Genomic DNA, 22,579 nt, shown 5'->3' on the forward strand with positions numbered 1-22,579 from the left:
GTAAGATTAAACTGCTTTTAACTTTTAAAATTTTATAATCAAAGGTTATTTAAAAACTAGGAAAGATTATGGATATTTTTGATGAGATTTTAGGCAAAACCCCTAAAGAAAAATTTATAGAAATAATACAAAATGGTAACTTAGGGGCTTTAGAAAGAACTTTTGAAAATTTCTTTGCTGAATACATTGCTATGGTTGAGCTTTTAGAAAAACAAGGACTCAATGAAAATGATGTGAAAAATTTTATACTTGAAAATGGAACTTTTATAGAAGAAAGGCAAAATGATATTTTTATAGAACTTGGAGCAAAAATTCTAGGACACGAGGGTTAAATTGCGAGTTGTTGGCTTTATCTGCATTTTATTTTTTTGCATTTCAAATGCCGCTGTACCGAAATTCGCTTATACTTATGAATTTATTTTAAAAAAAGATGAAAAAGCTAGTATTGAAATTGAAGAACTTGGATATGAAAATGGGAAATGGAATTTCGATTTTTACTGGACTTTGTTTGATAATACAAATATTATAGTGCATTCTAAATTCCGCAAATATCCGCGTCAATTTACTCTTTCTTTACGAAGGAATTTAGATTGGGCATCTCAAACTCTTATTCCTGATTACACAAATCCACATATTGACAGAGCAAGATTAATTTTAGAATTTAGCAAATACAACAAAGGCGAAGCAACTTTTACCGTGTATATAGAAGATCAGGATTCTCGCTTGAATGTCAAATTTTTAGATCCGCGAAAAGTACCTTTGCAAAATCCTCCAAGTACAAATCAAATTGTTCCTATGATAGATTTGAGCCAACCTCAAACGAAGCCATTAATAGAGAGAAAAAGTGATACGCCAAATAGATGAGTTAATACAACTGTACTTAAAAGACTTAGAATATGAACCTATTTTCGCAATGCTTGAAAATATTAATTCAGGAAAAAAACTACGTTCAAAATTACTTTTGAGTATAACAGGTGAAGATGAGCAGAGTCTTAAGCTATGTGCCATCATAGAACTTATCCACTTAGCAAGTCTCCTTCACGATGACATTATTGATGAAAGCACTTTAAGACGCGGTGTAAAATCCGTTAATGCCGAATTTGGCGCAAAAAATGCTTTAATGCTTGGTGATATTTTATATTCTAAAGCTTTTTTTGAACTGTGTTCTTTCGGAAAAGATTTCGCACAAATTGTTTCAAATGCTGTTGTAAAACTTGCTATAGGTGAGTTAATGGATGTAAATTTAAGCCATAGTTTTAATACCGACAGACAAAAATATCTCTGTATGATTTATAATAAAACTGCTGTTTTAATTGAAGCAAGTGTTCGTTGTGGTGCTTTAATGGCTGGTCTTGATGAAAATTCTTTTTGTGAATATGGAAAAAACATAGGTTTGGCTTTTCAAATGATTGATGATATTTTAGATATAAAAGGTGATGAAAAAACACTTGGAAAGCCTGTAATGAATGATTTTAAAGAAGGTAAAACAACCTTACCTTATATCTATCTTTTTGAAACCTTACAGAGACAAGAACAGAAAAAACTTCTGACGCTTTTTAAAAAAAACTTAAATGAAGAGGAGAGATGTTGGCTTGAAAATGCTTTTATTGAAAGCAAGGCTTTACAAAGGGCAAGTGATGAGGCAAAGGAATTTGCAAAGAAGGCTTTAGAAGCTCTAAAAAATTATTCTAATCCAAAACTTTATGAACTAGCTCATTCTATGGTAATTAGGGATTTTTGATGCATTATTTTTGCATTTCTTTTACACATAAAAATACAGACATTGCCTTAAGAGAAAAGTTGAGTTTAAATGATGAAAATGCAAAAAAAGAATTTTTAAGGATTCTTAATTCAAATGAAAATATAAACGAAAGTCTTGTAATTAGTACCTGTAACCGAGTTGAAGTTGTTGCTTTTGTTAAAGAAATAAAAGGCGTAGCCGAATATATAGTTAAAAGTCTTGCTTTACTTTGTAAGGTAGATGAAAATGGGCTTTTGCAAAAAGCTGATATTTTTGAAGATAGTGGAGCTATTCATCATCTTTTTTCAGTTGCAAGTTCGCTTGACAGTCTTGTTATAGGAGAAACGCAAATAGCAGGACAATTAAAAACTGCTTTTCAGTTTTCGCTTGAAAATAATTTTTGCGGGATTCATTTATCTAGAGCTTTGCATTATGCTTTTAAATGCGCATCAAAAGTAAGAAATCAAACAGAAATTTCCAAAAATCCTATTTCCATAGCTTCTGTGGCTGTGGCTAAGGCAAGAGAACTCTTTGATTTGAGTCAAAAAGAAGTTGTTGTTATCGGTGCTGGGGAGATGGGAGAGCTTGCATCGCGACATTTAATAGCTTCTGGAGCTAAAGTGATACTTTTAAATCGTGATGTTCAAAAGGCTGCCAAACTCTGTGAATGTTTGGGCGTATTAAGCACTTATGATAGTTTGAATAATTTAACCCTTTATTTAAACACAAAGGAGCTTTTTTTTTCTGCTACAAATGCAAACTCAACACTTATTACAAATACTATGCTCAAAGAGTGTGATTACAAAAGGTATTTTTTTGATATGGCTGTACCAAGGGATATTGATCTAAAGCAAAATGAAAAAGTTAAAGTTTTTGCTGTTGATGATTTACAAGAAGTGGTACGAAAGAATTTGGATCTAAGAGAACAGGAAGCACGAGTAGCTTATAGTATTATAGGAGATATGAGCGTTGAATTTTTTAAACATCTCAATGACCTAGCTTTAAATCCTATCATTAAAGCTATTCGCTTGCAGGCTAAGGAATGTGCAGAAAAACAACTTCAAATTGCTTTACGAAAAGGTTATTTAAAAAATTCCGATAAAGAGGAAGCAAGAAAGCTTATCCATCAAGTTTTTAAAGCATTTTTGCATACGCCTACTTCGAATTTAAAAGATTTACAAGGTACAATTCAAAGTGATACTGTTATTAATGCTATGCGTTATGTTTTTGATTTGAAGAACAATTTAGACGGATTAAACCAATACAAATGTGAATTTATGGAGAATAATGATGAAATTTAGCAAATTGTATGCACCAAGTACGAAAGAAATTCCAAAAGATGTGAATTTGCCAAGTCATATTTTCTTGTTACGTGGCGGTTTTGTCGAGCAAATAGAAAGTGGGCTTTACAATTTTTTGCCTTTAGGACAAAGGGTTTTAAGCAAGATTATGATTGTAGTAAGAGAAGAAATGAATAAAGCTGGAGCCTTGGAGACTTCTTTAAGCTTTGTTACTCCTGCTTTTCTTTGGAAAGAAAGCGGCAGATACAACGTTTTTGGCAAGGAGCTTTTAAGATTTAAAGACAGGAAAGAAAATGATTATGTTTTAGGACCTACTCACGAAGAAGCTATGCTTTCTTTAGTAAAAAATAAGATTACAAGTTATAAAGAACTTCCTCTACATTTGTATCAGATAGGATTAAAATTCCGTGATGAGTTAAGACCTCGTTTTGGACTTTTAAGATGTAGAGAATTTATAATGAAAGACGGTTATAGTTTTCACAAGGATATGCAAAGTTTAGATGAAGAATTTGATAGTATGTATCAAACTTACAGTCGTATTTTTCAACGTCTTGGATTTGATTTTAGGGCTGTGGAAGCTGATAGCGGAGCAATTGGAGGAAGTGATTCGAAAGAATTTATGGTTTTAGCGCGTAATGGTGAAGATACGATTTTACTCTGTGAAAATTGCGATTATGCAGCGAATATAGAAGCAGCAAATAGAATGAAAAAAATTTGTACAGATGAAAGACCACAAGCAAATTATGCGAGTAAATTTCACACACCAAATATTACCACCATTCAAGCTTTAGCAGATTTTTTTCATATCAATGAATTTTATACAATCAAGGCTGTTGTAAAAAAGGCAGTGTATGAAGACGAAGAGAAATTAATCGCATTTTTTATACGCGGTTGTGATGAGCTTGAATTAACAAAGGCAAAGAATGCTTGTGGGGCATTAGAACTTGTTGAAGCAGAGAAAAGTGAGCTTATTCAAGCAGGTTTAGTGCCGGGATTTATAGGATTTATAGGATTAAAAGGGCTTGATTTTTATGTTGATATTGAGCTTGAAAATGAGAAGCAAATGATAATGGGTGCGAATGAAAAAGACTATCATCTTGTAGGTATTGATGTAGTTAATTTGAATAAGGAGCGCTTTAAAAGCCTTATTTGCGTACGTGAAAATGATCGTTGTGTGAAATGCGGAGGAGTGCTTAAACAAAGCAAGGGTATAGAGGTCGGGCATATTTTCAAGTTGGGACAAAAATATTCTTCTGCTATGAATGCCCATTTTTTAGATGAAAATGGCAAAACTACCCCTTTTTATATGGGGTGTTATGGTATGGGAATAAGCCGTTTAGTAGCTGTGGCTGTAGAGGCAAGCTTTGATGAAAGAGGTTGTATTTGGAACAAAGAATTAAGCCCTTTTGTATTAGATCTTATCCTCTTAAATCCTAAAGATGATAAGGCTTTTGCTTATGCAAATTCATTGTATGAAAATTTGCAAGAAAGTGGTATTGAAGTGCTATTTGATGAGAGAAATGAAAGATTTGGTGTTAAAATGAATGATTTTGAATTGATGGGTTTTACTTATGCTTTAATCATCGGCAAAGGTTTTGAAAAGAATGAGGTCGAATTTATAGAACGAAAAGGACTTGTAAAAAAGTTTCTTAAAGCTGATGAAGCTTTGGAATTCTTAAAAAAGCATATACTATGAGATATACATTTATTGCATTTTTCATATTTGAGCTATTTACTTGCACATTCTTTATCATTTTTTTTGGTTTTGGGAATTTTTTATTTTTTATTTTAGCAAGTATGTTTATAGGTATTATTCTTTTAGGAATTTTTTGGAAAAATATGCTCGAATTTCATATAGACGGCTTGAAAAATATGCTTGAACAATTTTCTTTTGTCCTTGCTGGCTTTTTGTTTCTTGTGCCCGGGATTATAAGCTCTATTTTTGCTGTTTTTATTCTTCTTTTTGCTTTTTTTGTGCAAACTTTGATGAAAAACAAAGCACGACATTCAAAAAATAAAGATACTATGAATGATGAGATTATAGATGTTGAGATTATTGAGGATAAAAAATGAAATCTTTTGATTTTTCAAGTTTAGAAAATAAAGATTTCAAAGAAGACTCTGTGCGCGAATTTATCCTCGCTCGGCTTTTGCAGCAGTTAGATTTCAAGCCTAAGGTGGAGACTTCACACAGGCGGCTAGAGATTGTTTTATCTCAAACGCTTCACTTTCCTAGTGTGATAGGCTCAAATAAAAAAATAGAGGCAGAGGATATTCTCACACCCGATTATGTGTTGTATGTAGATTCTAAGCCGCATTGTGTGCTTGATGCTAAAGCTCCAAAAGTGGAAATCAACGCACAGAGTAAAGCAGAGAGGCAAGCTTTTTACTATGCGATTAATTCGCAGATTAAAGCTCCTTTTTATGCCCTTTGCAATGGCAAAAACTTTATGCTTTTTGAAACAAATGGACAAAATCTCCTCAAAGAATTTGATTGCGAAAAACTCTTTGCAAATGACTTTAAAAATGAGCATTTTGCGCTTTTAAAACAATATTTAAGCACACCCATAGAATCCTTAAAGCAAACGCTAACAAGAGATTCTAAAACGCCTAAAAAAGAGGATAGTTGGTATTTAAGTAGGGAGCTACCTAAAGGCATTACAAAGCCTCAAAAACAAGCAAAAGCACGGTATTTTGGTTGCACTGCATATTTCACGCGTCAAAGCTGGGACATCGTAACGCAAAATATCAAAAACTTCACCGATACGGGCGATGTAGTGCTTGACCCCTTTGGTGGCAGTGGCGTTACTGCGATTGAAGCGATGATGAATGGACGCTTAGGGATTCATACTGATTTAAACCCTCTTTCTATCTTTATGGTAAAGGCATTAAGTGCGAAAGTAGATTTAAGCGCAATGCTTGATATAAGTGAGGAAATTCTAAGCGAATTTGAATCTATTAAGCCTAAAAGTGAGAAAGAAGCAAAGCAGATTCTAAAAAACGCAAGGTATTATCCAAATGTGTTAAGCGATGAATTTGCTATTGATGCTAATATGGGGGGGGGGGATTGCCTCTTTGAAGCAACAAAATGAAGTTTTATGGATACCTAAAGATGAGATTTTACCAAAAGGCAGTGATGTGAGTAGTGTTTTAGCTCTTTTTAGTCCTTTGCAACTTGTTGAACTTGCCCTTTTACGCAAACTTATTTTTTTTCACACCACACCAAGTGGAAGTAAGGAGCAGAGAACCCTCAAGCGAAATATGCGTTATGCGTTGATGTTGGCATTTTATAATACTTTGAGTTTGGTTAATCTTACTTATCATACGACCCCAAAAGGAGGACCTGCTTCAGCGATTACTCGCTATTATCGTTATCGTATAGCACCAAGACCAGATAACTTAAATATAGTAAAAACATTTAAACAAAAAATTGAACGCGTTATACGAGGTAAAAGGGAATTAGAATCTGCTCCAAATAATTTATTTTATCAAAGTTATTTTTATCCACTAGAGAATGTAATCAAAGACTTCAAAGGCTCTATGCTAAACCAAAGACAAAATGTAGAAAAAGTAGATGCCTTAGAATCCAAAACCAATGGTGAAAAGATTTTTCAAGCAGACGCTACCAATTTAAAAGAAATAGAAAGTCAAAGTGTGGATTTCATCTACACAGACCCACCTTATGGAGCAAAGATTCCCTATTTGGATTTAAGCACGATGTGGAATGTCTGGCTGGATTTGCCTGTGAATAGGGATTTAAGAGAGAAAGAATGTATAGAAAAAGGTTCTTTAGAAAAGAGTAGAGAGGAATACCACGCACTGATGATAGCAAGTTTAAAAGAAATGTATAGGGTGCTAAAATTTAATCGTTGGCTTGCCTTTGTCTTTCAGCACCAAGATCCGCAGTTATGGCAGATTCTAGTAGAAGAAGCCCAAAATATAGGCTTTGAATATGTTGACAGTGTGAGGCAAGATAATGGACAAAGCTCTTTTAAGAAAAGGCAGTTTAAAGCCTCCGTGTTAAGCGGACAACTCATACTTTATTTTAAGAAAGTGCAAAATCCTAAAACCCTAGCAAAAGAACATTTAGGAGATGACATTACTGCTCTTGCGCTTAATCACGTCGAAGCATTGATTGCTAGAGATGATGGGGCGACTTTAGAGGAAATCCACGCTGAAATTACTATCAAAGGTTTAGGGTTAGGATTTTTGCATAAATTAGATTATGCGGATTTAACACTGCTTATTAACGCAAATTTTGACCTTGATGAGACAAGCGGAAAATACCATATCCAAAGAGGACAGAAGTTTAAAAGCCACGTAATCCCGCTAGAATTAAGAACAAAGTATTTTTTACTCTCTTATTTGAGAGGGGCAAAAAGACAAGGTAAAAAGGCTTATTTTGATGATATTTGCTTAGAGATTATCCCTTTGCTTAAAAATGGAGTAAGCCCAAGCAAAGAACTCATCAAAGAAGTGTTAGAAAGTATAGCAATTCCTATCAAGGAAAATGGGGAGTGGATTTTAAAGGGAGAAGATGTGGGATTGTTTAGTGAGGCAGATTTGTTGTAGAAGAAGCAAAAACTTAGTAATATAGTGGCTAAAACTCTTCAAAAATCCAGAGTGTTAATGTTTTGAAAAATTATCAAATGGATTGTAAAGAGAATAGAATTTTATTGAAGAACCTGTAATGAAAGAAAGTTAAATAAAAGGAAAACAATGCAAAAACTTATCATTGCAACTCGTAAAAGTGCTTTAGCTGTATGGCAAAGTGAATTTATTAAAAAAGAGCTTTTGCAAAAATATCCCCATCTTGAAATTTCTGTTGAAGGTTTTACAACAAAAGGCGATGTGCTTTTAGATAGTCCTTTAGCAAAGATAGGCGGAAAGGGGCTCTTTACCAAAGAACTTGAAGAGGCAATTTTGAGAAAAGAAGCACATTTGGCTGTACATAGTTTAAAAGATGTGCCAAGTTTCTTTCCTCAAGGTTTGAAGCTTGCAGCTGTAACGCAAAGAGAAATGAGTGAGGATGTAATGCTCAGTCAAAAATACAAAGATTTTCAAGATCTACCACAGGGCGCGAGAGTCGGTACTACAAGTTTAAGACGTAGAATGCAAGTTCTAGCTTTAAGATCTGATTTAAAGATTATTTCCTTAAGAGGTAATGTGAATTCTCGTATTTCCAAACTCAAAAATGGTGATTTTGACGCTATTATTTTAGCAAGAGCAGGGATAGAAAGACTTGCTTTGCACAATGAAGTGCGTTTTGTTTTTGTTTTTTCAAAAGATGAAATGATTCCAGCAGCCTCGCAAGGAGCATTAGGTATAGAAAGTAGAGATGATAGGGAAATTCTTTCTTTACTTGATTTTCTTAATGATGAAAAAACTTTGATTGAAACAACAATAGAAAGAGATTTTATCCGTGTACTTGAAGGAGGATGTCAAGTTCCTTTAGGTGTTAATGCAGAGTTGAATGCAGATACAATTTGCGTACGGGCTGTATTAGGACTTCCTGATGCAAGTGAAATGATGAGGGAAAAAAGATTTATACCAAAAGAGGATTTTTTGACTTTTGGTGAGAAATTCGCTAAAGAATTTTTAGCACAAGGTGCAAAAGAGCTTTTGAATAAAGCTCAAAATATGATTTAGAGGCAAGATAATGAAAGAATTTATAGAACTTTTAAAAAAAAACAATCTTTTAAGAATAATAGAAGAGCCGGTTGATACCGAGCTTGAAATAGCCCATATTGCTTATATAGAAGCCAAAAAGTTTGAGGAATCTAAGGCTTTGCTTTTTACAAATCCTGTTAATAAAAAAGAAAGCAAGAAATACAAATTCCCTGTTTTAATGAATACTTTTTGCAATGAAAAGGCTTTAGATTTAGCTTTTACTCGTCCTTATAAAGAGCTTGAAAGTGAAATTACTCAATTGACGAAACTTCACATTCCTACAAATTTTTCAGCTAAGATAGATTTTTTAAAAATGCTTTTTGGACTTAAAAATATTGTACCAAAGAGAACAAATGCAAACAGGGCATTATACAGATATGAAAGTTTAAATTCTTTAGATGAGTTGCCTGTGTTAAAAACTTGGGAAGAAGATGCTGGGAAATTCATTACTATGGGGCAAGTATATACGCAAAGTCTGGACAAAACGCAAAATAATCTCGGTATGTACAGACTTCAAATAAGTGGTAGTAATGAGCTTTTAATGCATTGGCAAATTCACAAAGATGGGGCAAATTTTTACAAGGAATATAAAGAAGCAGGATTACAAAAAATGCCAGTGAGTATAGCTATAGGAGGTGATCCTTTATATATTTGGTGCGCACAAGCTCCTTTGCCTAAAGGCATATTTGAACTTTTGCTTTATGGCTTTATTAAAAAACAAAGAGCGGTATTGAGTCCTTGCGAAAATACCTTATTTGTCCCGTGTGATAGTGATATTGTTATTGAGGGTTATGTTGATTTGCAAGAATTTAAAACCGAAGGACCTTTTGGCGATCATACAGGATTTTATACTCCAGCTGAACTGTTTCCTGTAATGAAGGTAGAAAAAATTTATGCAAAAAAAGACGCTATATATCAAGCTACTGTTGTAGGGAAACCACCTTTAGAAGATAGGGTAATGGCACTTGGTACAGAAAGAGTTTTTTTACCACTCTTACGAACAAGTACTCCTGATTTAATCGATTATAAAATGCCAGAAAATGGTGTTTTTCATAATTTAATCATAGCAAAAATTCACACCAAATACCCCGGACACGCTCATCAGCTTATGCACGCTTTTTGGGGTATAGGACAGATGAGTTTTGTCAAACACGCTATTTTTGTAGATAAAGAAGCACCAAGATTAGATGATTATGAAGAACTTGTGCCTTACATTTTAGATAATTTTGATCCAAATAAAATACTTTTAAGCGAAGGGATTTGCGACCAACTTGATCACGCTTCTGCTAATGCGTGCTTTGGCGGTAAGGCAGGACTTGATGCTTGTTCTAAAGCACATTTAGAGACTTTAGAGCTTGTAGATGATGAAACATTGAAAAAGATTTTTGAAAATAAAATGCAAGTGTATGCACTCAAGCAGTTTTATAAAAAAAGTCAAAGTCCTATAGTGTGTGTTTTGCTAGAAAAGAAAAAAAGAATAGTTGAACTTTTTGAATCTTTGCTTGAATATAAAAAGCATTTTAGAATTGTTGTTTTTTTAGATAAGGAAAATAAACTTGAAAATCCTTATATGTTGCTTTGGCGTGTAGTGAATAATATTGATGCTAAAAGAGATATTTTTATCAGAGAGCAAAGAGTCGGGCTTGATGCTACTACCAAAGGTATTTTAGAAGACTATAAAAGAGAATGGCCTCATCAAACAGATTGTTCTAAGTCTGTGGTTGAGGGTTTGATTTTAAGAAATATTATAAAAGATGAACAAAAATTGTTTGACAAATTTGAAATTTTCGGTTAATGTTTAAAAGAATCTATAATTTGGCATTCTTTTTGCTTTCTTGTTTTTATAAAAAATATAAAAACTCTTTAATTTTTTGAAAAAATGTCGATTTGGTTTTTAGAACAAACTAAAATTTTTCTGAAACAAGGAGTTTCAATGGATATAAAATTAAACACGGTTAATCAAGCTTTTTTTAATCAAAAGAGCACGGTTGCTAGTACAACAGATGCATCTGAACAGGTTACTGGGGCACAACAAAGGCAAGATGAGCAAAATGCTCAAGAAGGTATTAGTGAGAAATTAGCAAATCTCACAGAAAAACTAAACAAACAAATGGATGTTTTAGATACTAATGTACGTTTTGGGTTTAATGACAAAATAAATTCAATGTATATAAAAGTGATAGAAAAAAACACAGGTAAAGAAATTCGTCAAATTCCTAGCGAAGAAGCGATGCGTTTGGCGGAACATTTACGCGATTTTATAGGGATAATTTTCGATAAGGAGAGTTAAGATGGCAGCAACAGGAACAGTTTCAAACTTAAATTTAGCTGGAACAGTTTTAAACCAAGATATGATAGATAATCTGAAAAAAAATGAAGAAACTGGGCGCTTAAAGCTTTATACTAATCAGATTGAAACTAAGACAGCTATACAAAAGGATTTTACTGAATTAAAAACGAAACTTTTAAGTTTTCAGACTGCTGTTTCTGATCTTGGAGATGCAACTGTTTTTGCAAAGAGGAAAGTGAATGCAAATATTAAAGAGAATCCTCCTGCAAGTTTAACTGCCAATAATGGGGTAGCTTTACAGAGTATGAATGTCAGTGTTACGCAATTAGCACAAAAAGATGTCTATCAAAGTGTAGGGTTTGAAAATAATTCAGGAATTATTAATTCTTCTTTGAAATCTTCTGCAAATTTCACTTTGGTGCAAAATGGCAAAGAATATGTTATTAATGTTGATAAGCATACAAGTTATAAAGATTTAGCGAGTAAAATCACTTCGGCTACTGATGGGAACATTGTTGCAAAAATTATTAATACCGGAGAGAAAAATACTCCGTATCGACTTACACTCACAAGTAAAGAAACAGGTCAAGATAGTACTATAACTTTTTTTGATGGTAAAAAAGTTAATGATAAATACGAAGTAGATTTTTATGCAACAAATATTTTGAAAAAACTTGGTTGGGACTTACACAAAGGCACACAAGCAGGTAGCAATAGTATAGATGAAAAAGATTTTAAAGGTGGTTTTGGTTTGAAAAATTCTGATTCGCATATCCAAACTGCTCAGAATGCAGAATTTACTTTAGATGGTGTTAAAATGATAAGATCAAGCAATACCATTACTGATTTAACAGTTGGACTTACTTTAACTTTAAATAAAATAGGGGATATAAATTTTGATGTAGAACAGGATAATGAAGCTGTAAGCAAAGCATTAGAAGATCTTGTTAATGCCTACAATGATTTAATAACCAATGTCGATGCCGCAATTAAGTTTGATCCTAAGAATAATATAAAAGGAGTGCTTGTAGGTGTTACAGAAGTAACAAGTCTGCGCTCCACCCTCATTACAGCACTTTTTGAATCTCAATATGTTGATGGGAGTTATTTGGACAAAGATGGTAATAAAATTAAATCAAAGGTTGCTGTTTCTCTGCAAGACTATGGTTTAACTCTTAATGATTCTGGGACTTTGAGTTTTTCAAAATCAAAATTTGAGGAAAAAGCGAAAAAAGATCCTGAATTTATGGAAAGTTTTTTTGCTGGAGTAACAAAATATAAAGAGCTCAACTATGAAAGTGAGCTTGTAAAAGACGGTTCTTTGAAGAGTCATTATACTAATGGTATCGCATTTAGTGCAAAGAAATTTCAAATTGTTTTCAATGATGAAAACATAGATCTTTCAAGGACTCTTGATGGGAAGCCATTTACATTGACTGGCAACAGCGAAGAAGAAATGCTTCAAAATTTGGTCAATCATATCAATAGTTTTAACATTGAAGGTTTAAGTGTTAATCTTGAGAAAATAGATAAAAATGGCGACAAGGGCGTAAAACTTCGCTTTAAAAGCGATAATGGTTCTGACTTTAGCATCAAAGGTGATGCAAGCTTTTTACAACAATTTGGCTTAAAGGAAGAGACTATTGTAGCTGAACCTATTGAGGGTAAAGGGGTGTTTTTAAAACTCAAAAATACTTTAAAAGATACAATTACTGGAAAAAACGGTTCTTTTACAAAATTTGATGACAGTTTAACAGCAGAATTAAAATCTTTGAATAAAGATAAAGAAAATGAGCAAAAAAGAATCAATACAAAATATGATACTCTAACAGCGCAATTTTTAGCATATAACAAAATTTTAGTAAAAATTGATGCACAATTGAAAGCAGTCAATGCTATGATTAATGCTTCAAATAATAACAACAATAATTAAGGTGAATAATGCAAACAACAGCTTATAATGCTTACTCTCAAAATCAAGCGGGCTTAGAAACTCCTCAAAAGCTTGTAGAAATGCTATATGAGGGAATTTTACGTTTCTGTTCTCGTGCGAAATTTGCTATAAGGAATGAAGATATAGAGCAAAGAGTGTATTTTGTAAAAAGAGCTTCTGCCATATTTATAGAGCTTATTAACAATCTTGATTATGAAAAGGGTGGAGAGGTAGCTCATTATTTAAGTGGGCTTTATACAAGAGAGATACAGCTTTTATCTTTGGCAAATTTAGAAAATAACGAAGCAAGAATTGATGAGGTTATTAATGTTACAAAGGGTCTATTAGAAGCTTGGAGAGAGGTTCATAGCAATGAGAATCAAAACTTGGATTAATGAATTTAAACTTGCTTTAATAAAAGAAGAGGTGGCTGTACTTGAAAAACTCTTAGATGTTTTTGATTTGAAAAATTTTGTAAAGCAATTAAGCGGAAGTGAAAATTTTCAAGAAGAACTCAAAGAGAATTTAAATGAAATAGCGGCACTTTTGCAGGGAGCCTCTGTCTTAATCAGTCAGAAAAAGACTTTACAGGCTCTTGAGATTCAAAAATTTCAAAAAGCCTTTGTTTATACAAAAGCATAGCGATAAGCCGAGTTCTGTCGAGAATGTTCATTTATCTAGCTTTGTTTTTGCAAACAAAGTCAAGCGAAGGGTTTTTTATAGAAAGACTGTAACCATCCCTTCTTGCTGCACATTGGGTTTACATAGCCGAAATTGTTACCAAAATCGCTGGTAAGCTCTTACCTCACCGTTTCACCTTTTCCATTTTTCAATGGTAGTTTGCTTTCTGTTGCACTATCCCTTAGGTTACCCTAGCCATCCGTTAGATGGAATGTTTGTCTTTTGCAGCTCGGACTTTCCTCTTCTTGTTGTAAGAAGCGAACATTTACTATGCTTTTTAAAATTATAGTAAAAATAAGTTTATTTTTTAATGAGAAAGAAGTTTTGTATATTTTTCATTAAAATTTAAAAGAAATTGCGTTAGAATTGAGGCTTGATTTTTTTAAAAAAGGAAGAATATGGCAACTTATTCTATGGGTGATTTGAAAAAAGGTCTTAAAATAGAAATAGAAGGAATCCCTTTCAAAATTGTAGAATATCAGCATGTAAAGCCCGGCAAAGGTCCTGCTTTTGTGCGTATTAAGATTAAATCTTTTATTGATGGAAAAGTTTTGGAGAAAACCTTTCACGCTGGGGATAAGTGCGAAGCACCAAATTTAGAAGAAAAAACTATGCAGTATCTTTATGATGATGGCGAAAATTGTCAATTTATGGACACTGAAACATATGAACAGGTTGCAATACTTTATGAGGACATTGGTGAAGTTAAAAAATGGATTATTGATGGTATGATGGTTAATGTACTTTTTCATAATGGTAAGGCAATAGGAGTTGAAGTGCCCCAAGTTGTTGAATTAAAAATCATTGAAACAGCTCCAAATTTTAAAGGCGACACTCAAGGTTCAAATAAGAAACCAGCTACTCTTGAAACAGGTGCTGTTGTGCAAATTCCTTTTCATATTTTAGAAGGTGAAGTTATACGAGTTGATACTCTTAGAGGTGAATATATAGAGAGAGCGAATAAATAAAAGACTAAATAATCAAGGTCTTTTTTAAGGTTTTGAAAAGCTCTAAAGATAGAACAGATGTTTTTTAAGACTTTAAAAGTTTTAATTTGTAGAATTTATTTTGACAGAAAAATAAAATGTAACCCTAGAAAATACAATGAAGTCTTAAATAATCCAAACTTTTATAAAATTCATAGTATTATTTTAAAGCCACTTGCAGTTTATTACCGAAATATTGCTAATACATCTTATTTTAAAAGAGTTCTAAGCATTTCATTAAGCCTTTTTCCATCAACACTTGCTTTGAATCGTTGTTTTGCTTCTTTCATTGCAATACCAAGATCTTTTAAAGAATGAATGTTTAATTCATCAAGTAATTTTATAAGCCCACTTTTGAGTTCCTCATCGCTAAGTTGTTTTGGCATATAGTTTTCAAGAATCTTTATTTCTTTGATTTCTTTTTGTGCTAAATCTTCTCTCTTTCCTTGTAAATAAAGTTCAGCAGCTTCTTTGCGTTTTTTAATTTCACTTGTAAGAATTGTGTATATTCTTTCATCATCAAGTTCTATTCTTTCATCAATTTCAACTTGTTTCAAAGCTGCATTTAAATTTCGTAAGCTATCGCGTGTAAATTCATCTTTTTGTTTCATAGCTTCTTTAATATCGTTTAAAATTTTTTCTCGTACTTTCATCACTTTTCCTTTGTAAAATTGCAAGTTTTTATATTCAATCCAAAACCTTTTAAGCCGATAAAATCTTTATCGCAACTTTCTGATAAAAGTTGAATTTCTTCTATACCAAAATACCGTAAAATTTGAGCCCCTATGCCATAGTTTTTAAAATGCGTTTTGCTAGATTTTTCTCCGTGCATAAAAATGATAATACCGCCATTTTCAGCTAAAAATTGAATTTGTTCTAAAAGTTTTGAAAATTTTTGCGAGGTTAAAAGCTCAAAATCACTACCGCTAATATGGAATTTTACATTTTCAGTTTTTTTGGGTTTGCCAAAACAAAAAGCAATATGCTGCATTTGATTATGGTCATTAAAGATATATTTTTGAGCTCCAAAACCAGCAAGCAGAGTTTCACTTTCTTCAAGCAAGTAAATAAGACTTTCGTTTTTCAACCTGTATTCTATGAGGTCTGAAACGGCTATCATTCCAAGTTTGTATTTATTGCAAAATTCTTCTAAGTCTTTTCTGCGAGCCATAGTCCCATCATCTTTTACAATTTCACAAATAACACACGCTTCTTTCAATCCTGCTAAACGACATAAATCAACAGTACCTTCAGTATGTCCTGTCCTTTCTAAAACACCACCTTTTTTAGCAATAAGAGGATTAATATGCCCCGGACGTACAAAGTCATTTGCTACAGCTTTTTCATCGGCAAAAATTCGAATTGTCATATCACGTTCTTTTGCGCTTACTCCTGTGCTCGCCTCTTTAGAATCGACAGTTATAGTGAAAGCTGTTTCGTGATTTGAGGTATTTTTAGATACCATTAAAGGAAGTTCAAATTTTTTCGCAAGTTGTTGGCTTAAGGCTACACAAACGACCCCTCTTGCTTCTTTGATCATAAAATTGACTTTTTCGTGTGTACTGTGTTGGGCAGCAAAGATCAAGTCTCCTTCATTTTCTCTATCTTCAGCATCTACCATTACAAGCATTTTGCCATTTTTTAAATCTTCAATAGCCTGTTCAACATTAAGAAATTTCATTGTTCTTCCTTGTTTTTGGTATATTATAGTCTTACTTTCTTGACAAATCGATTAAAATAAATTATAATCGTAGCTCAAAAAGATATTGGGGTATAGCCAAGCGGTAAGGCAACAGGTTTTGGTCCTGTCATTTCAGGGGTTCGAATCCCTTTACCCCATCCATTTATGACGCGAAGTAGAGCAGTGGTTAGCTCATCGGGCTCATAACCCGGAGGTCGGGAGTTCAAATCTCCCCTTCGCAACCAGTGTTTTCTTATTTTTTGATCCAAAAATCTTCTTTTGTCCAAAGTAAAACTCTTTTATTGAGAAAAATTTCATCATTGACATTGGTGTTTTGATTTAAGGCAATGCTTACATAAGCTATAACAAGTCCGTCTTTACTTACATTTGCATCTGTATTAAGGGCTGTAATTTTAAAGTTTTTACATTCTGCAATCGGATAGAAGTATTCGATATTTAATCTGTCGTTAGTTTTTGGATAGTTTAGAGTAATGGAGTTGAGACATTCTTTTCCTTGATTTTTTGCTTCATATAAAAGATACTGTGCTAATTCTTTGGCATTTTGAATGAGAATATTTGCTTTAAGGTAGTAAAAAGTGTCTCGCACAAAACGTGGCGAATAATTTGAAAGAATGAAATTAAAATTGATACAAAAGCTTATGAGTATTGTAAAGAAAATAACAGAAAGCAAAATGTATGCTTTCTTCATAGAGTAAGCCTTTTTTCAAGACATTGTTGGTTATTTTCTGTTTGAAGACAAATTTTAAGTTTGTTTGATGTCAATTCTAAAATGCTGACATTTTGCGCAAGTATGCCTGTTTGTTTAAAAGTATCGTTATCAATTTGAGGTCTTAATTCATAAAGAATTTGACTATTTTCAAGTTTTAGATCTAAACGTGCAAGCAAAGGGATAAAATGGTTAAAAGTATGAAGAAGTTTTTGAGAATCTTGGAAAGGTATTTGAGTAATATTGCCATCGACAAGAGCATAAATTGTATCTTGTTTTGTAGCAAAAAGGGCTTTTTTATTTTTAATTTGGGCTAAAAAATCGCTTTTTGGAGAATAGAAAGTCCCATTTTGTTGTTCTAAAACAAGTGTGGAATTAATGAGAGTGGGATTAGAATTTTCAAGCTCAAGAAAATTTTCATCCTTTAAAAGACAATGGAGAGTATTTGCTTGAAAGTGTATGTTAATACAAGGTTTTAGAAGTTTTTCTATTTGTAAAAGTGTGAAATTTGCTTTTATGATAGTATCGATTGTTTGCAAACTTTTAAAAGAGAGATGATGCAATTCTATGAAAGCCTTAGAAAGAAAAGTGCTGATAAGAGCAAAAAGAACAAGAGTAATGACAAATTCAAATAAAGTAAAAGCGTGTTTCATTCTTTAAAATATATTTTAAAATCGTGATTCTGTGCTTTTAATCTTGTGAATTCAAACAGAGAGTCTTTTGCAAATTCTTCTGTAAAATGTACAGTTTGTAAGATGGAACTCTCAAGCTTTAAAGCTCTTGTTTTTGGAGTTTCATAGAGTTCATTTTCTAGAGAATAAAGCCTTTCAAAAAGTTTTACAGAGCTGTAATTTTGGTATAAATGAAAGTATAAGCGAGAAATTCCGCTAAGAGCTATTGCTAAAACGATTAAAGAAACACTAAGCTCTATAAGAGAAAATGCTTTTTTCATTATTTTGTACTTGCATTGAGAGCTTCAAAAAAAGTTCCGCGAATACCTTTTTCTTCTAAAATTTTCACACCTTTAATTGTCGCTCCAGCAGGTGAGCAAATGTTTTCTTTGATGAATGCTGGATGTTCATTTTGTAAAAGTTTTGCGAAGCTTTCAAAAAGCCCTTGTGTTATATTCATACTTAAATTTTTGCTTAAACCCTCATAAACTCCACTTCCAGCTATGCTTTCAGCTATAATGGCTAAAAATGCTGGAGCACAGCCACTTATAGTCATAGCAGCACTCATTTGTTTTTCATCATCAAGCTCGTAGGCTTTACCAAAGGTATTGATGATAGTAAGAATTTCATCTTTAAAATGGGAGTTGTAAAGAATATAAGGAGTTGCAGAAGCTTTGTATCTTGCAGCTATGTTTGGCATAATTCTTGCATAATTTTGTGCTTTTATGCATTGGAGTTGTTCAAAATTTGTTTGTGCTAGTACAGACAAAAGGATTCTTGCCTCGCCTTGTAAAAAGTGTGCAACTTCTTTTAGAGCATAGGGTTTGAAAGCAAGTATGACATCTTTTCCTTGTATTTCAAAATCTTTATAAAGGAGTGTTTTAAAGCCATTGTTGTGAAATTCAGCAAGTTTGATAGGATTTCTTCCTACAATGGTAAGTTTATAATTGTCTCTCAAACCATAAGCTAAAGCATTTGCCATTGCTCCGTTTGCAAGTATGCATAGTTCAGACATTGTTTTTTTGGATATAGTTAGAAATTTGGTCGGCTTGATAGAAATTTGGGTAAGCTGCTGTGTCTAAGATAACTTGAACCATAGTGTTGTTGTCCAAATTGATCACAACAGGTGCTAAAAAATTGATCGTAGATTCCTCAATAGTCTTAGCGATAGCTACAATATTAAGAATTTTCATATTTGACTCTGGGGTTAAATTAAGGAGTTCTTGATAGTAAGTGGGTATGTCAAATTCATAATCAGGTCTAATTAAATAAGGATTAATAAGTACAAAAGAAAATTCTTTCCCATCGAGACTTTTTAGTTTTACAAATACCTCATCAATAGTTGAAAATTCCATACTTTTGGTCTCTTCGAAACCTAATATTGGACATTTAACTGTTAGGGTCATTTTTCTCTCCTCGAATTTAATATTGCTTAATTCTAGCATAAAATAAACAATAATAAATTGAAATTCGTTAAAATTCAGCCAAAAGTACAAATGAGGATTTGGGGGTTGTTGTAACTAAAAAATAATTATAAAAAAACAAATATTAATATTTTAGAATATTGAGATTTTATTCAATAAAAGACAATTTGATATTTACATTATTGTTTGAAAGAAATGAAAATTAAATATTTAACTGTGTTATTATTGTAATAATATTCGAAGCTAGGTATAATTTCATTTTTTTAAGTTAATGAAAGAAATTAAAGTCTTTTTTCAAAAGGCAGGAAAGAGAATTTATTTAAATTTATTATAATGGCACAAAAACTTTCCAACAATCGATTTGATTTTAAGGAAAACTTAAAAATAATTTTAATTTTTGAAAATAGAGGTTTAAAGATTTTATGAAAAAGAATATTTTTTTATTTCTTCTAGTTGGTGTTTTATTAGCTGCTTGTAGTGTAAAATCCGAAGAAGAACTTTACAATCTAAGTGCGCAAGCTTGGTATAAACAAATTATTAAAGATTTACAAAGTAGAGATTTGGAGAAGGCTGATCAGCATTATAATGGAATGGCGAGTGAGCATATAGCTAATGCATTGCTTGAAAGTACTCTTATTATCTTAGCACAAGCACATATAGCCGAAGAAGAATATCAACTTGCAGAATTTTATCTTGATGAATACAACAAAAAATTTGCTACTTCACGTAATGCTGATTATATTCGCTATCTTAAAATCAAAGCTAAATTTGATGCTTTTGCTGTACCAAATCGTAACCAATCTTTAATGCTTGAAAGTCAAAATGAGATAGACACTTTTTTAAAAGAATACCCCTATACTCAATATGAACCCCTAGTTCAGACTATGCTAACTAAATTTAATTTGGCTGTGTATTATCTTGATGACACGATAGCTGATCTATATAGGCGGACAAAAAAAGAAGAAGGATATGAAGTTTATAAACAAAGAATTGAAGAGAATGAGTTTTATCGCAAAAGTATTATTAAACCTGAACTCCCTTGGTATAGAAGTATATTTGAAAAATTTTAAGGAATGAAAATGCATATTGAAGAAATACAAAATTATCCAACAAAGCTTCCTATTTTAGTTGAAGATGAGCTTTTTTTATATCCTTTTATGATCACTCCGATTTTTATCAATGATTCTGCAAATATGAAAGCTTTAGAGCTTGCTATTAAGAATGATACTATGCTTTTTGTTAGTCCTTCGAAAATTGAAAATGGAAGAAGTTTTGATGAAATTTATGATTGTGGAGTTATAGGGACAATTATGCGTAAAGTGCCTTTGCCTGATGGACGAGTGAAAATTTTATTTCAGGGGTATGCTAAAGGGAGAATTCTTAAAGAACTTTCAAAAAAGCCTTTGGAGGCTGTTGTAGATCTCATTAAAGAGGAGAGTATAGAAAACACAAAAAAAGAAGCTTTGCTTGATGTTTTAAAGGAAAAAGTTCGTATTTTAGCAAATATTAGTCTTTATTTTTCCCCAGATCTTTTGAGAACTATTGATGAGGGTTTAGATGCTTCAAGAATTTGTGATCTCATTTTAAATACCATACGCATAAAGAAACAAAACGCTTATGAATTTTTCATTCTTACGAATTTAGAGCAGAAACTTTTAAAGCTTATTGATTTGGTAATGCAAGAGATTGAAAATAATAAAATTCAAAAAGAGATTAAAAATAAAGTCCATTCGCGTATTGATAAAGTAAATAAAGAATATTTTTTGAAAGAGCAGCTAAGGCAAATTCAAAAAGAGCTTGGTTCTGATACTCAAAAGGAAGATGAGCTTGGAGAATATAGAAAGAAACTTGATTCTAAAAAGAAATTTATGCACGAGGATGCTTATAAGGAGATTAAAAAACAAATAGAAAAATTCGAACGTATCCATCAGGATAATTCAGAATCTTCGATGATACAAACTTATATCGAAACTGCTTTAGATATTCCTTTTGAGAGGATTTCAAGAAAAAAACTTGATATTAAAGAAGTTGCAAAACAGCTGAATAATGATCATTATGCACTTACAAAGCCAAAAGAACGTATTGAAGAGTATTTTGCTGTGCGTGAGCTTTTGGAAAAAAGAGCCATAGCTGATAAAGATGGAGCAAAAGTAATACTTTGCCTTTATGGACCTCCAGGTGTAGGCAAAACTTCTTTAGCTAATTCTGTTGCTAAGGCTTTAAAAAGAGAGCTTGTGCGTATAGCCTTAGGTGGGCTTGAAGATGTCAATGAGTTACGTGGACACCGACGTACTTATATAGGAGCTATGCCAGGACGTATTACGCAGGGATTGATAGAGGCAAATCAAATGAATCCGGTAGTTGTTTTTGATGAGATAGATAAGATGAACCGTAGTTTTCGTGGCGATCCTTCTGCTGTGTTGTTAGAAATCTTAGATCCTGAGCAAAATTCTAAATTTCGCGATTATTATCTTAACTTTCATCTTGATTTAAGCAAAGTGATTTTTATTGCTACTGCTAATGATATTAGCAGTATTCCAGGACCTTTACGCGATAGAATGGAATTTATAGAATTGAGTTCATATACTCCAAGTGAGAAATTTCATATTGCTAAAAAATATTTAATACCTGATGAGCTAAAAAAACACGGTTTAAAAACAGGAGAGTTTGCTATTAATAACGAAACCATAGAGCTTCTTATTAGTGATTATACACGAGAGTCTGGAGTGCGCAATTTGCGACGAAAAATAGCTGAACTTTGCCGTAAAAGCGTGAAGAAACTTTTGCTTGAAAAGCGAAAGAAAGTTACAATTACAAGTAAAAACATCAGTGAATTTTTGGATAAAAAAGTTTTTGAAATAGAAAAACATGATGAAGAAAATCGTGTAGGACAAGTTAATGGTCTGGCTTGGACGAGTGTAGGCGGAGATGTGTTGAAAATTGAAGCTGTTAAAATAAAGGGCAAGGGAGAGCTTACCCTTACAGGAAGTTTAGGTGAAGTGATGAAAGAATCAGCTAAAATAGCTTTTAGCGTAATTAAAGTGCTTATCGATGAAGGAAAAATTCTTGTTCCTAAAAAATTTGTTAGAGAAAATAAAAATAATGTTTATGATCAGTACAATATTCATCTTCATGTTCCAGATGGAGCTACGCCAAAGGATGGACCAAGTGCCGGGATTGCAATGAGTACAGCTTTAGCTTCAGTATTTAGTGAAAAAAAAGTTTGTGCTGATGTTGCTATGACTGGAGAAATTGATCTTACAGGTAGAGTTTTACCCATCGGGGGTTTAAAAGAAAAGCTTATTGCTGCTTATAAAGCTGATATTAAAAAAGTTCTTATTCCAAAGAAAAATTATGAAAGGGATTTAAAAGATATTCCTGATGAAGTAAAAGACAATATGCAAATTATCCCTGTAAGCACCTTCGATGAGGTTTTAAAGCATACTTTAATTTAAGTCCTTAACAAACTGCCTA

Annotated in this window: 24 protein-coding genes, 2 tRNA genes and 1 other RNA gene; 19 read left to right on the top strand and 8 right to left on the bottom strand. The window is 32.5% G+C overall.

Annotation, left to right across the window (positions count from 1 at the left end; all coding sequences use genetic code 11):
* Positions 1–68 precede the first annotated feature (68 nt).
* The 14 genes from OQH62_RS03385 to OQH62_RS03450 all read left to right on the top strand — a co-directional run bounded on the left by OQH62_RS03385 (position 69) and on the right by OQH62_RS03450 (position 13,577).
* Positions 69–332 carry a DUF2018 family protein gene (locus tag OQH62_RS03385; protein WP_266013830.1) on the top strand — a complete coding sequence of 88 codons (264 nt, stop codon included), beginning with the start codon at positions 69–71 and terminating at the stop codon, positions 330–332.
* 1 nt (position 333) lies between these two features.
* The gene (locus tag OQH62_RS03390; protein ID WP_266013832.1) at positions 334–864 is read left to right on the top strand and encodes an exporting protein; all 531 of its coding nucleotides are present in this window, start codon (positions 334–336) and stop codon (positions 862–864) included.
* Positions 848–1,741 (top strand): polyprenyl synthetase family protein, encoded by an 894-nt coding sequence (locus tag OQH62_RS03395; RefSeq protein WP_266013866.1) that lies wholly within the window; start codon positions 848–850, stop codon positions 1,739–1,741. The genes OQH62_RS03390 and OQH62_RS03395 overlap by 17 nt, the downstream gene beginning before the upstream one ends.
* Complete coding sequence (gene hemA / locus OQH62_RS03400) at positions 1,741–3,042, top strand: glutamyl-tRNA reductase (protein ID WP_266013835.1); 1,302 nt, start codon at positions 1,741–1,743, stop codon at positions 3,040–3,042. The genes OQH62_RS03395 and hemA overlap by 1 nt, the downstream gene beginning before the upstream one ends.
* A complete protein-coding gene (locus OQH62_RS03405; RefSeq protein WP_266013838.1) occupies positions 3,029–4,738 on the top strand; it encodes a proline--tRNA ligase in 1,710 nt (569 codons plus the stop codon). The genes hemA and OQH62_RS03405 overlap by 14 nt, the downstream gene beginning before the upstream one ends.
* Positions 4,735–5,115 (top strand): integral memnbrane protein, encoded by a 381-nt coding sequence (locus tag OQH62_RS03410; protein WP_266013839.1) that lies wholly within the window; start codon positions 4,735–4,737, stop codon positions 5,113–5,115. The genes OQH62_RS03405 and OQH62_RS03410 overlap by 4 nt, the downstream gene beginning before the upstream one ends.
* Positions 5,112–6,134, top strand: coding sequence for a DNA methyltransferase (locus tag OQH62_RS03415; protein ID WP_266013841.1), 1,023 nt, complete (start codon positions 5,112–5,114; stop codon positions 6,132–6,134). The genes OQH62_RS03410 and OQH62_RS03415 overlap by 4 nt, the downstream gene beginning before the upstream one ends.
* Positions 6,073–7,614, top strand: coding sequence for a DNA methyltransferase (locus tag OQH62_RS03420; protein ID WP_266013843.1), 1,542 nt, complete (start codon positions 6,073–6,075; stop codon positions 7,612–7,614). The genes OQH62_RS03415 and OQH62_RS03420 overlap by 62 nt, the downstream gene beginning before the upstream one ends.
* 147 nt (positions 7,615–7,761) lie before the next feature.
* Entirely contained in the window at positions 7,762–8,691 is a 930-nt protein-coding gene (hemC, locus tag OQH62_RS03425; RefSeq protein ID WP_266013844.1) for a hydroxymethylbilane synthase, read from the top strand.
* Positions 8,692–8,701: 10 nt separating this feature from the next.
* A complete protein-coding gene (locus tag OQH62_RS03430; protein WP_266013845.1) occupies positions 8,702–10,507 on the top strand; it encodes a menaquinone biosynthesis decarboxylase in 1,806 nt (601 codons plus the stop codon).
* Between the two features lie 138 nt (positions 10,508–10,645).
* Positions 10,646–11,002: a FlaG family protein gene (locus OQH62_RS03435; RefSeq protein ID WP_266013846.1), complete on the top strand. Its 357-nt coding sequence runs from the start codon at positions 10,646–10,648 to the stop codon at positions 11,000–11,002.
* Position 11,003: 1 nt separating this feature from the next.
* Positions 11,004–12,935: a flagellar filament capping protein FliD gene (fliD, locus tag OQH62_RS03440; RefSeq protein ID WP_266013847.1), complete on the top strand. Its 1,932-nt coding sequence runs from the start codon at positions 11,004–11,006 to the stop codon at positions 12,933–12,935.
* Positions 12,936–12,943: 8 nt separating this feature from the next.
* Entirely contained in the window at positions 12,944–13,330 is a 387-nt protein-coding gene (gene fliS / locus OQH62_RS03445; RefSeq protein ID WP_266013848.1) for a flagellar export chaperone FliS, read from the top strand.
* Positions 13,308–13,577 (top strand): hypothetical protein, encoded by a 270-nt coding sequence (locus tag OQH62_RS03450; RefSeq protein ID WP_266013849.1) that lies wholly within the window; start codon positions 13,308–13,310, stop codon positions 13,575–13,577. Before fliS ends, OQH62_RS03450 begins: the two co-directional genes overlap by 23 nt.
* Here OQH62_RS03450 and rnpB read toward each other — a convergent pair.
* An RNA gene (gene rnpB, locus OQH62_RS03455) (RNase P RNA component class A) lies at positions 13,565–13,893 on the bottom strand. The genes OQH62_RS03450 and rnpB overlap by 13 nt on opposite strands.
* 121 nt (positions 13,894–14,014) lie before the next feature.
* Between rnpB and efp the strand changes: the two genes are divergently transcribed.
* Entirely contained in the window at positions 14,015–14,584 is a 570-nt protein-coding gene (gene efp / locus OQH62_RS03460) for an elongation factor P (RefSeq protein WP_266013850.1), read from the top strand.
* 227 nt (positions 14,585–14,811) lie between these two features.
* Here the strand turns inward: efp and OQH62_RS03465 are convergent, their stop codons facing one another.
* Positions 14,812–15,255, bottom strand: coding sequence for a GatB/YqeY domain-containing protein (locus OQH62_RS03465; RefSeq protein WP_266013851.1), 444 nt, complete (start codon positions 15,253–15,255; stop codon positions 14,812–14,814).
* Positions 15,255–16,283: a bifunctional 3,4-dihydroxy-2-butanone 4-phosphate synthase/GTP cyclohydrolase II gene (locus OQH62_RS03470; RefSeq protein ID WP_266013852.1), complete on the bottom strand. Its 1,029-nt coding sequence runs from the start codon at positions 16,281–16,283 to the stop codon at positions 15,255–15,257. The genes OQH62_RS03465 and OQH62_RS03470 overlap by 1 nt, the downstream gene beginning before the upstream one ends.
* Before the next feature lie 86 nt (positions 16,284–16,369).
* Here OQH62_RS03470 and OQH62_RS03475 point away from each other — a divergent pair.
* A tRNA-Gln gene (locus OQH62_RS03475) sits at positions 16,370–16,445 on the top strand.
* 7 nt (positions 16,446–16,452) lie between these two features.
* Positions 16,453–16,528, top strand: a tRNA-Met gene (locus OQH62_RS03480).
* Positions 16,529–16,536: 8 nt separating this feature from the next.
* Here OQH62_RS03480 and OQH62_RS03485 read toward each other — a convergent pair.
* From OQH62_RS03485 to fliW, 5 genes are read right to left on the bottom strand one after another with little or no spacing between them, the layout of a single operon-like run.
* The gene (locus OQH62_RS03485; protein WP_266013853.1) at positions 16,537–16,992 is read right to left on the bottom strand and encodes a hypothetical protein; all 456 of its coding nucleotides are present in this window, start codon (positions 16,990–16,992) and stop codon (positions 16,537–16,539) included.
* Positions 16,989–17,663 carry a hypothetical protein gene (locus tag OQH62_RS03490; RefSeq protein WP_266013854.1) on the bottom strand — a complete coding sequence of 225 codons (675 nt, stop codon included), beginning with the start codon at positions 17,661–17,663 and terminating at the stop codon, positions 16,989–16,991. The genes OQH62_RS03485 and OQH62_RS03490 overlap by 4 nt, the downstream gene beginning before the upstream one ends.
* Positions 17,660–17,962: a type II secretion system protein gene (locus OQH62_RS03495; protein ID WP_266013856.1), complete on the bottom strand. Its 303-nt coding sequence runs from the start codon at positions 17,960–17,962 to the stop codon at positions 17,660–17,662. Before OQH62_RS03495 ends, OQH62_RS03490 begins: the two co-directional genes overlap by 4 nt.
* Positions 17,962–18,696, bottom strand: coding sequence for a pyrroline-5-carboxylate reductase (locus OQH62_RS03500; RefSeq protein WP_266013858.1), 735 nt, complete (start codon positions 18,694–18,696; stop codon positions 17,962–17,964). The genes OQH62_RS03495 and OQH62_RS03500 overlap by 1 nt, the downstream gene beginning before the upstream one ends.
* On the bottom strand, positions 18,689–19,087 hold the full coding sequence (fliW, locus tag OQH62_RS03505; protein ID WP_266013860.1) for a flagellar assembly protein FliW: 399 nt from the start codon (positions 19,085–19,087) through the stop codon (positions 18,689–18,691). Before fliW ends, OQH62_RS03500 begins: the two co-directional genes overlap by 8 nt.
* A 440-nt stretch (positions 19,088–19,527) precedes the next feature.
* Here fliW and bamD point away from each other — a divergent pair, with 440 nt between their 5' ends.
* Positions 19,528–20,175: an outer membrane protein assembly factor BamD gene (bamD, locus tag OQH62_RS03510; RefSeq protein ID WP_266013862.1), complete on the top strand. Its 648-nt coding sequence runs from the start codon at positions 19,528–19,530 to the stop codon at positions 20,173–20,175.
* A 9-nt stretch (positions 20,176–20,184) separates the two neighbouring features.
* Complete coding sequence (gene lon, locus OQH62_RS03515; protein ID WP_266013864.1) at positions 20,185–22,560, top strand: endopeptidase La; 2,376 nt, start codon at positions 20,185–20,187, stop codon at positions 22,558–22,560.
* Positions 22,561–22,579: the final 19 nt, after the last annotated feature.

The sequence above is a fragment of the Campylobacter sp. MIT 21-1684 genome (genome assembly GCF_026241315.1).
Lineage (GTDB): Bacteria > Campylobacterota > Campylobacteria > Campylobacterales > Campylobacteraceae > Campylobacter_D.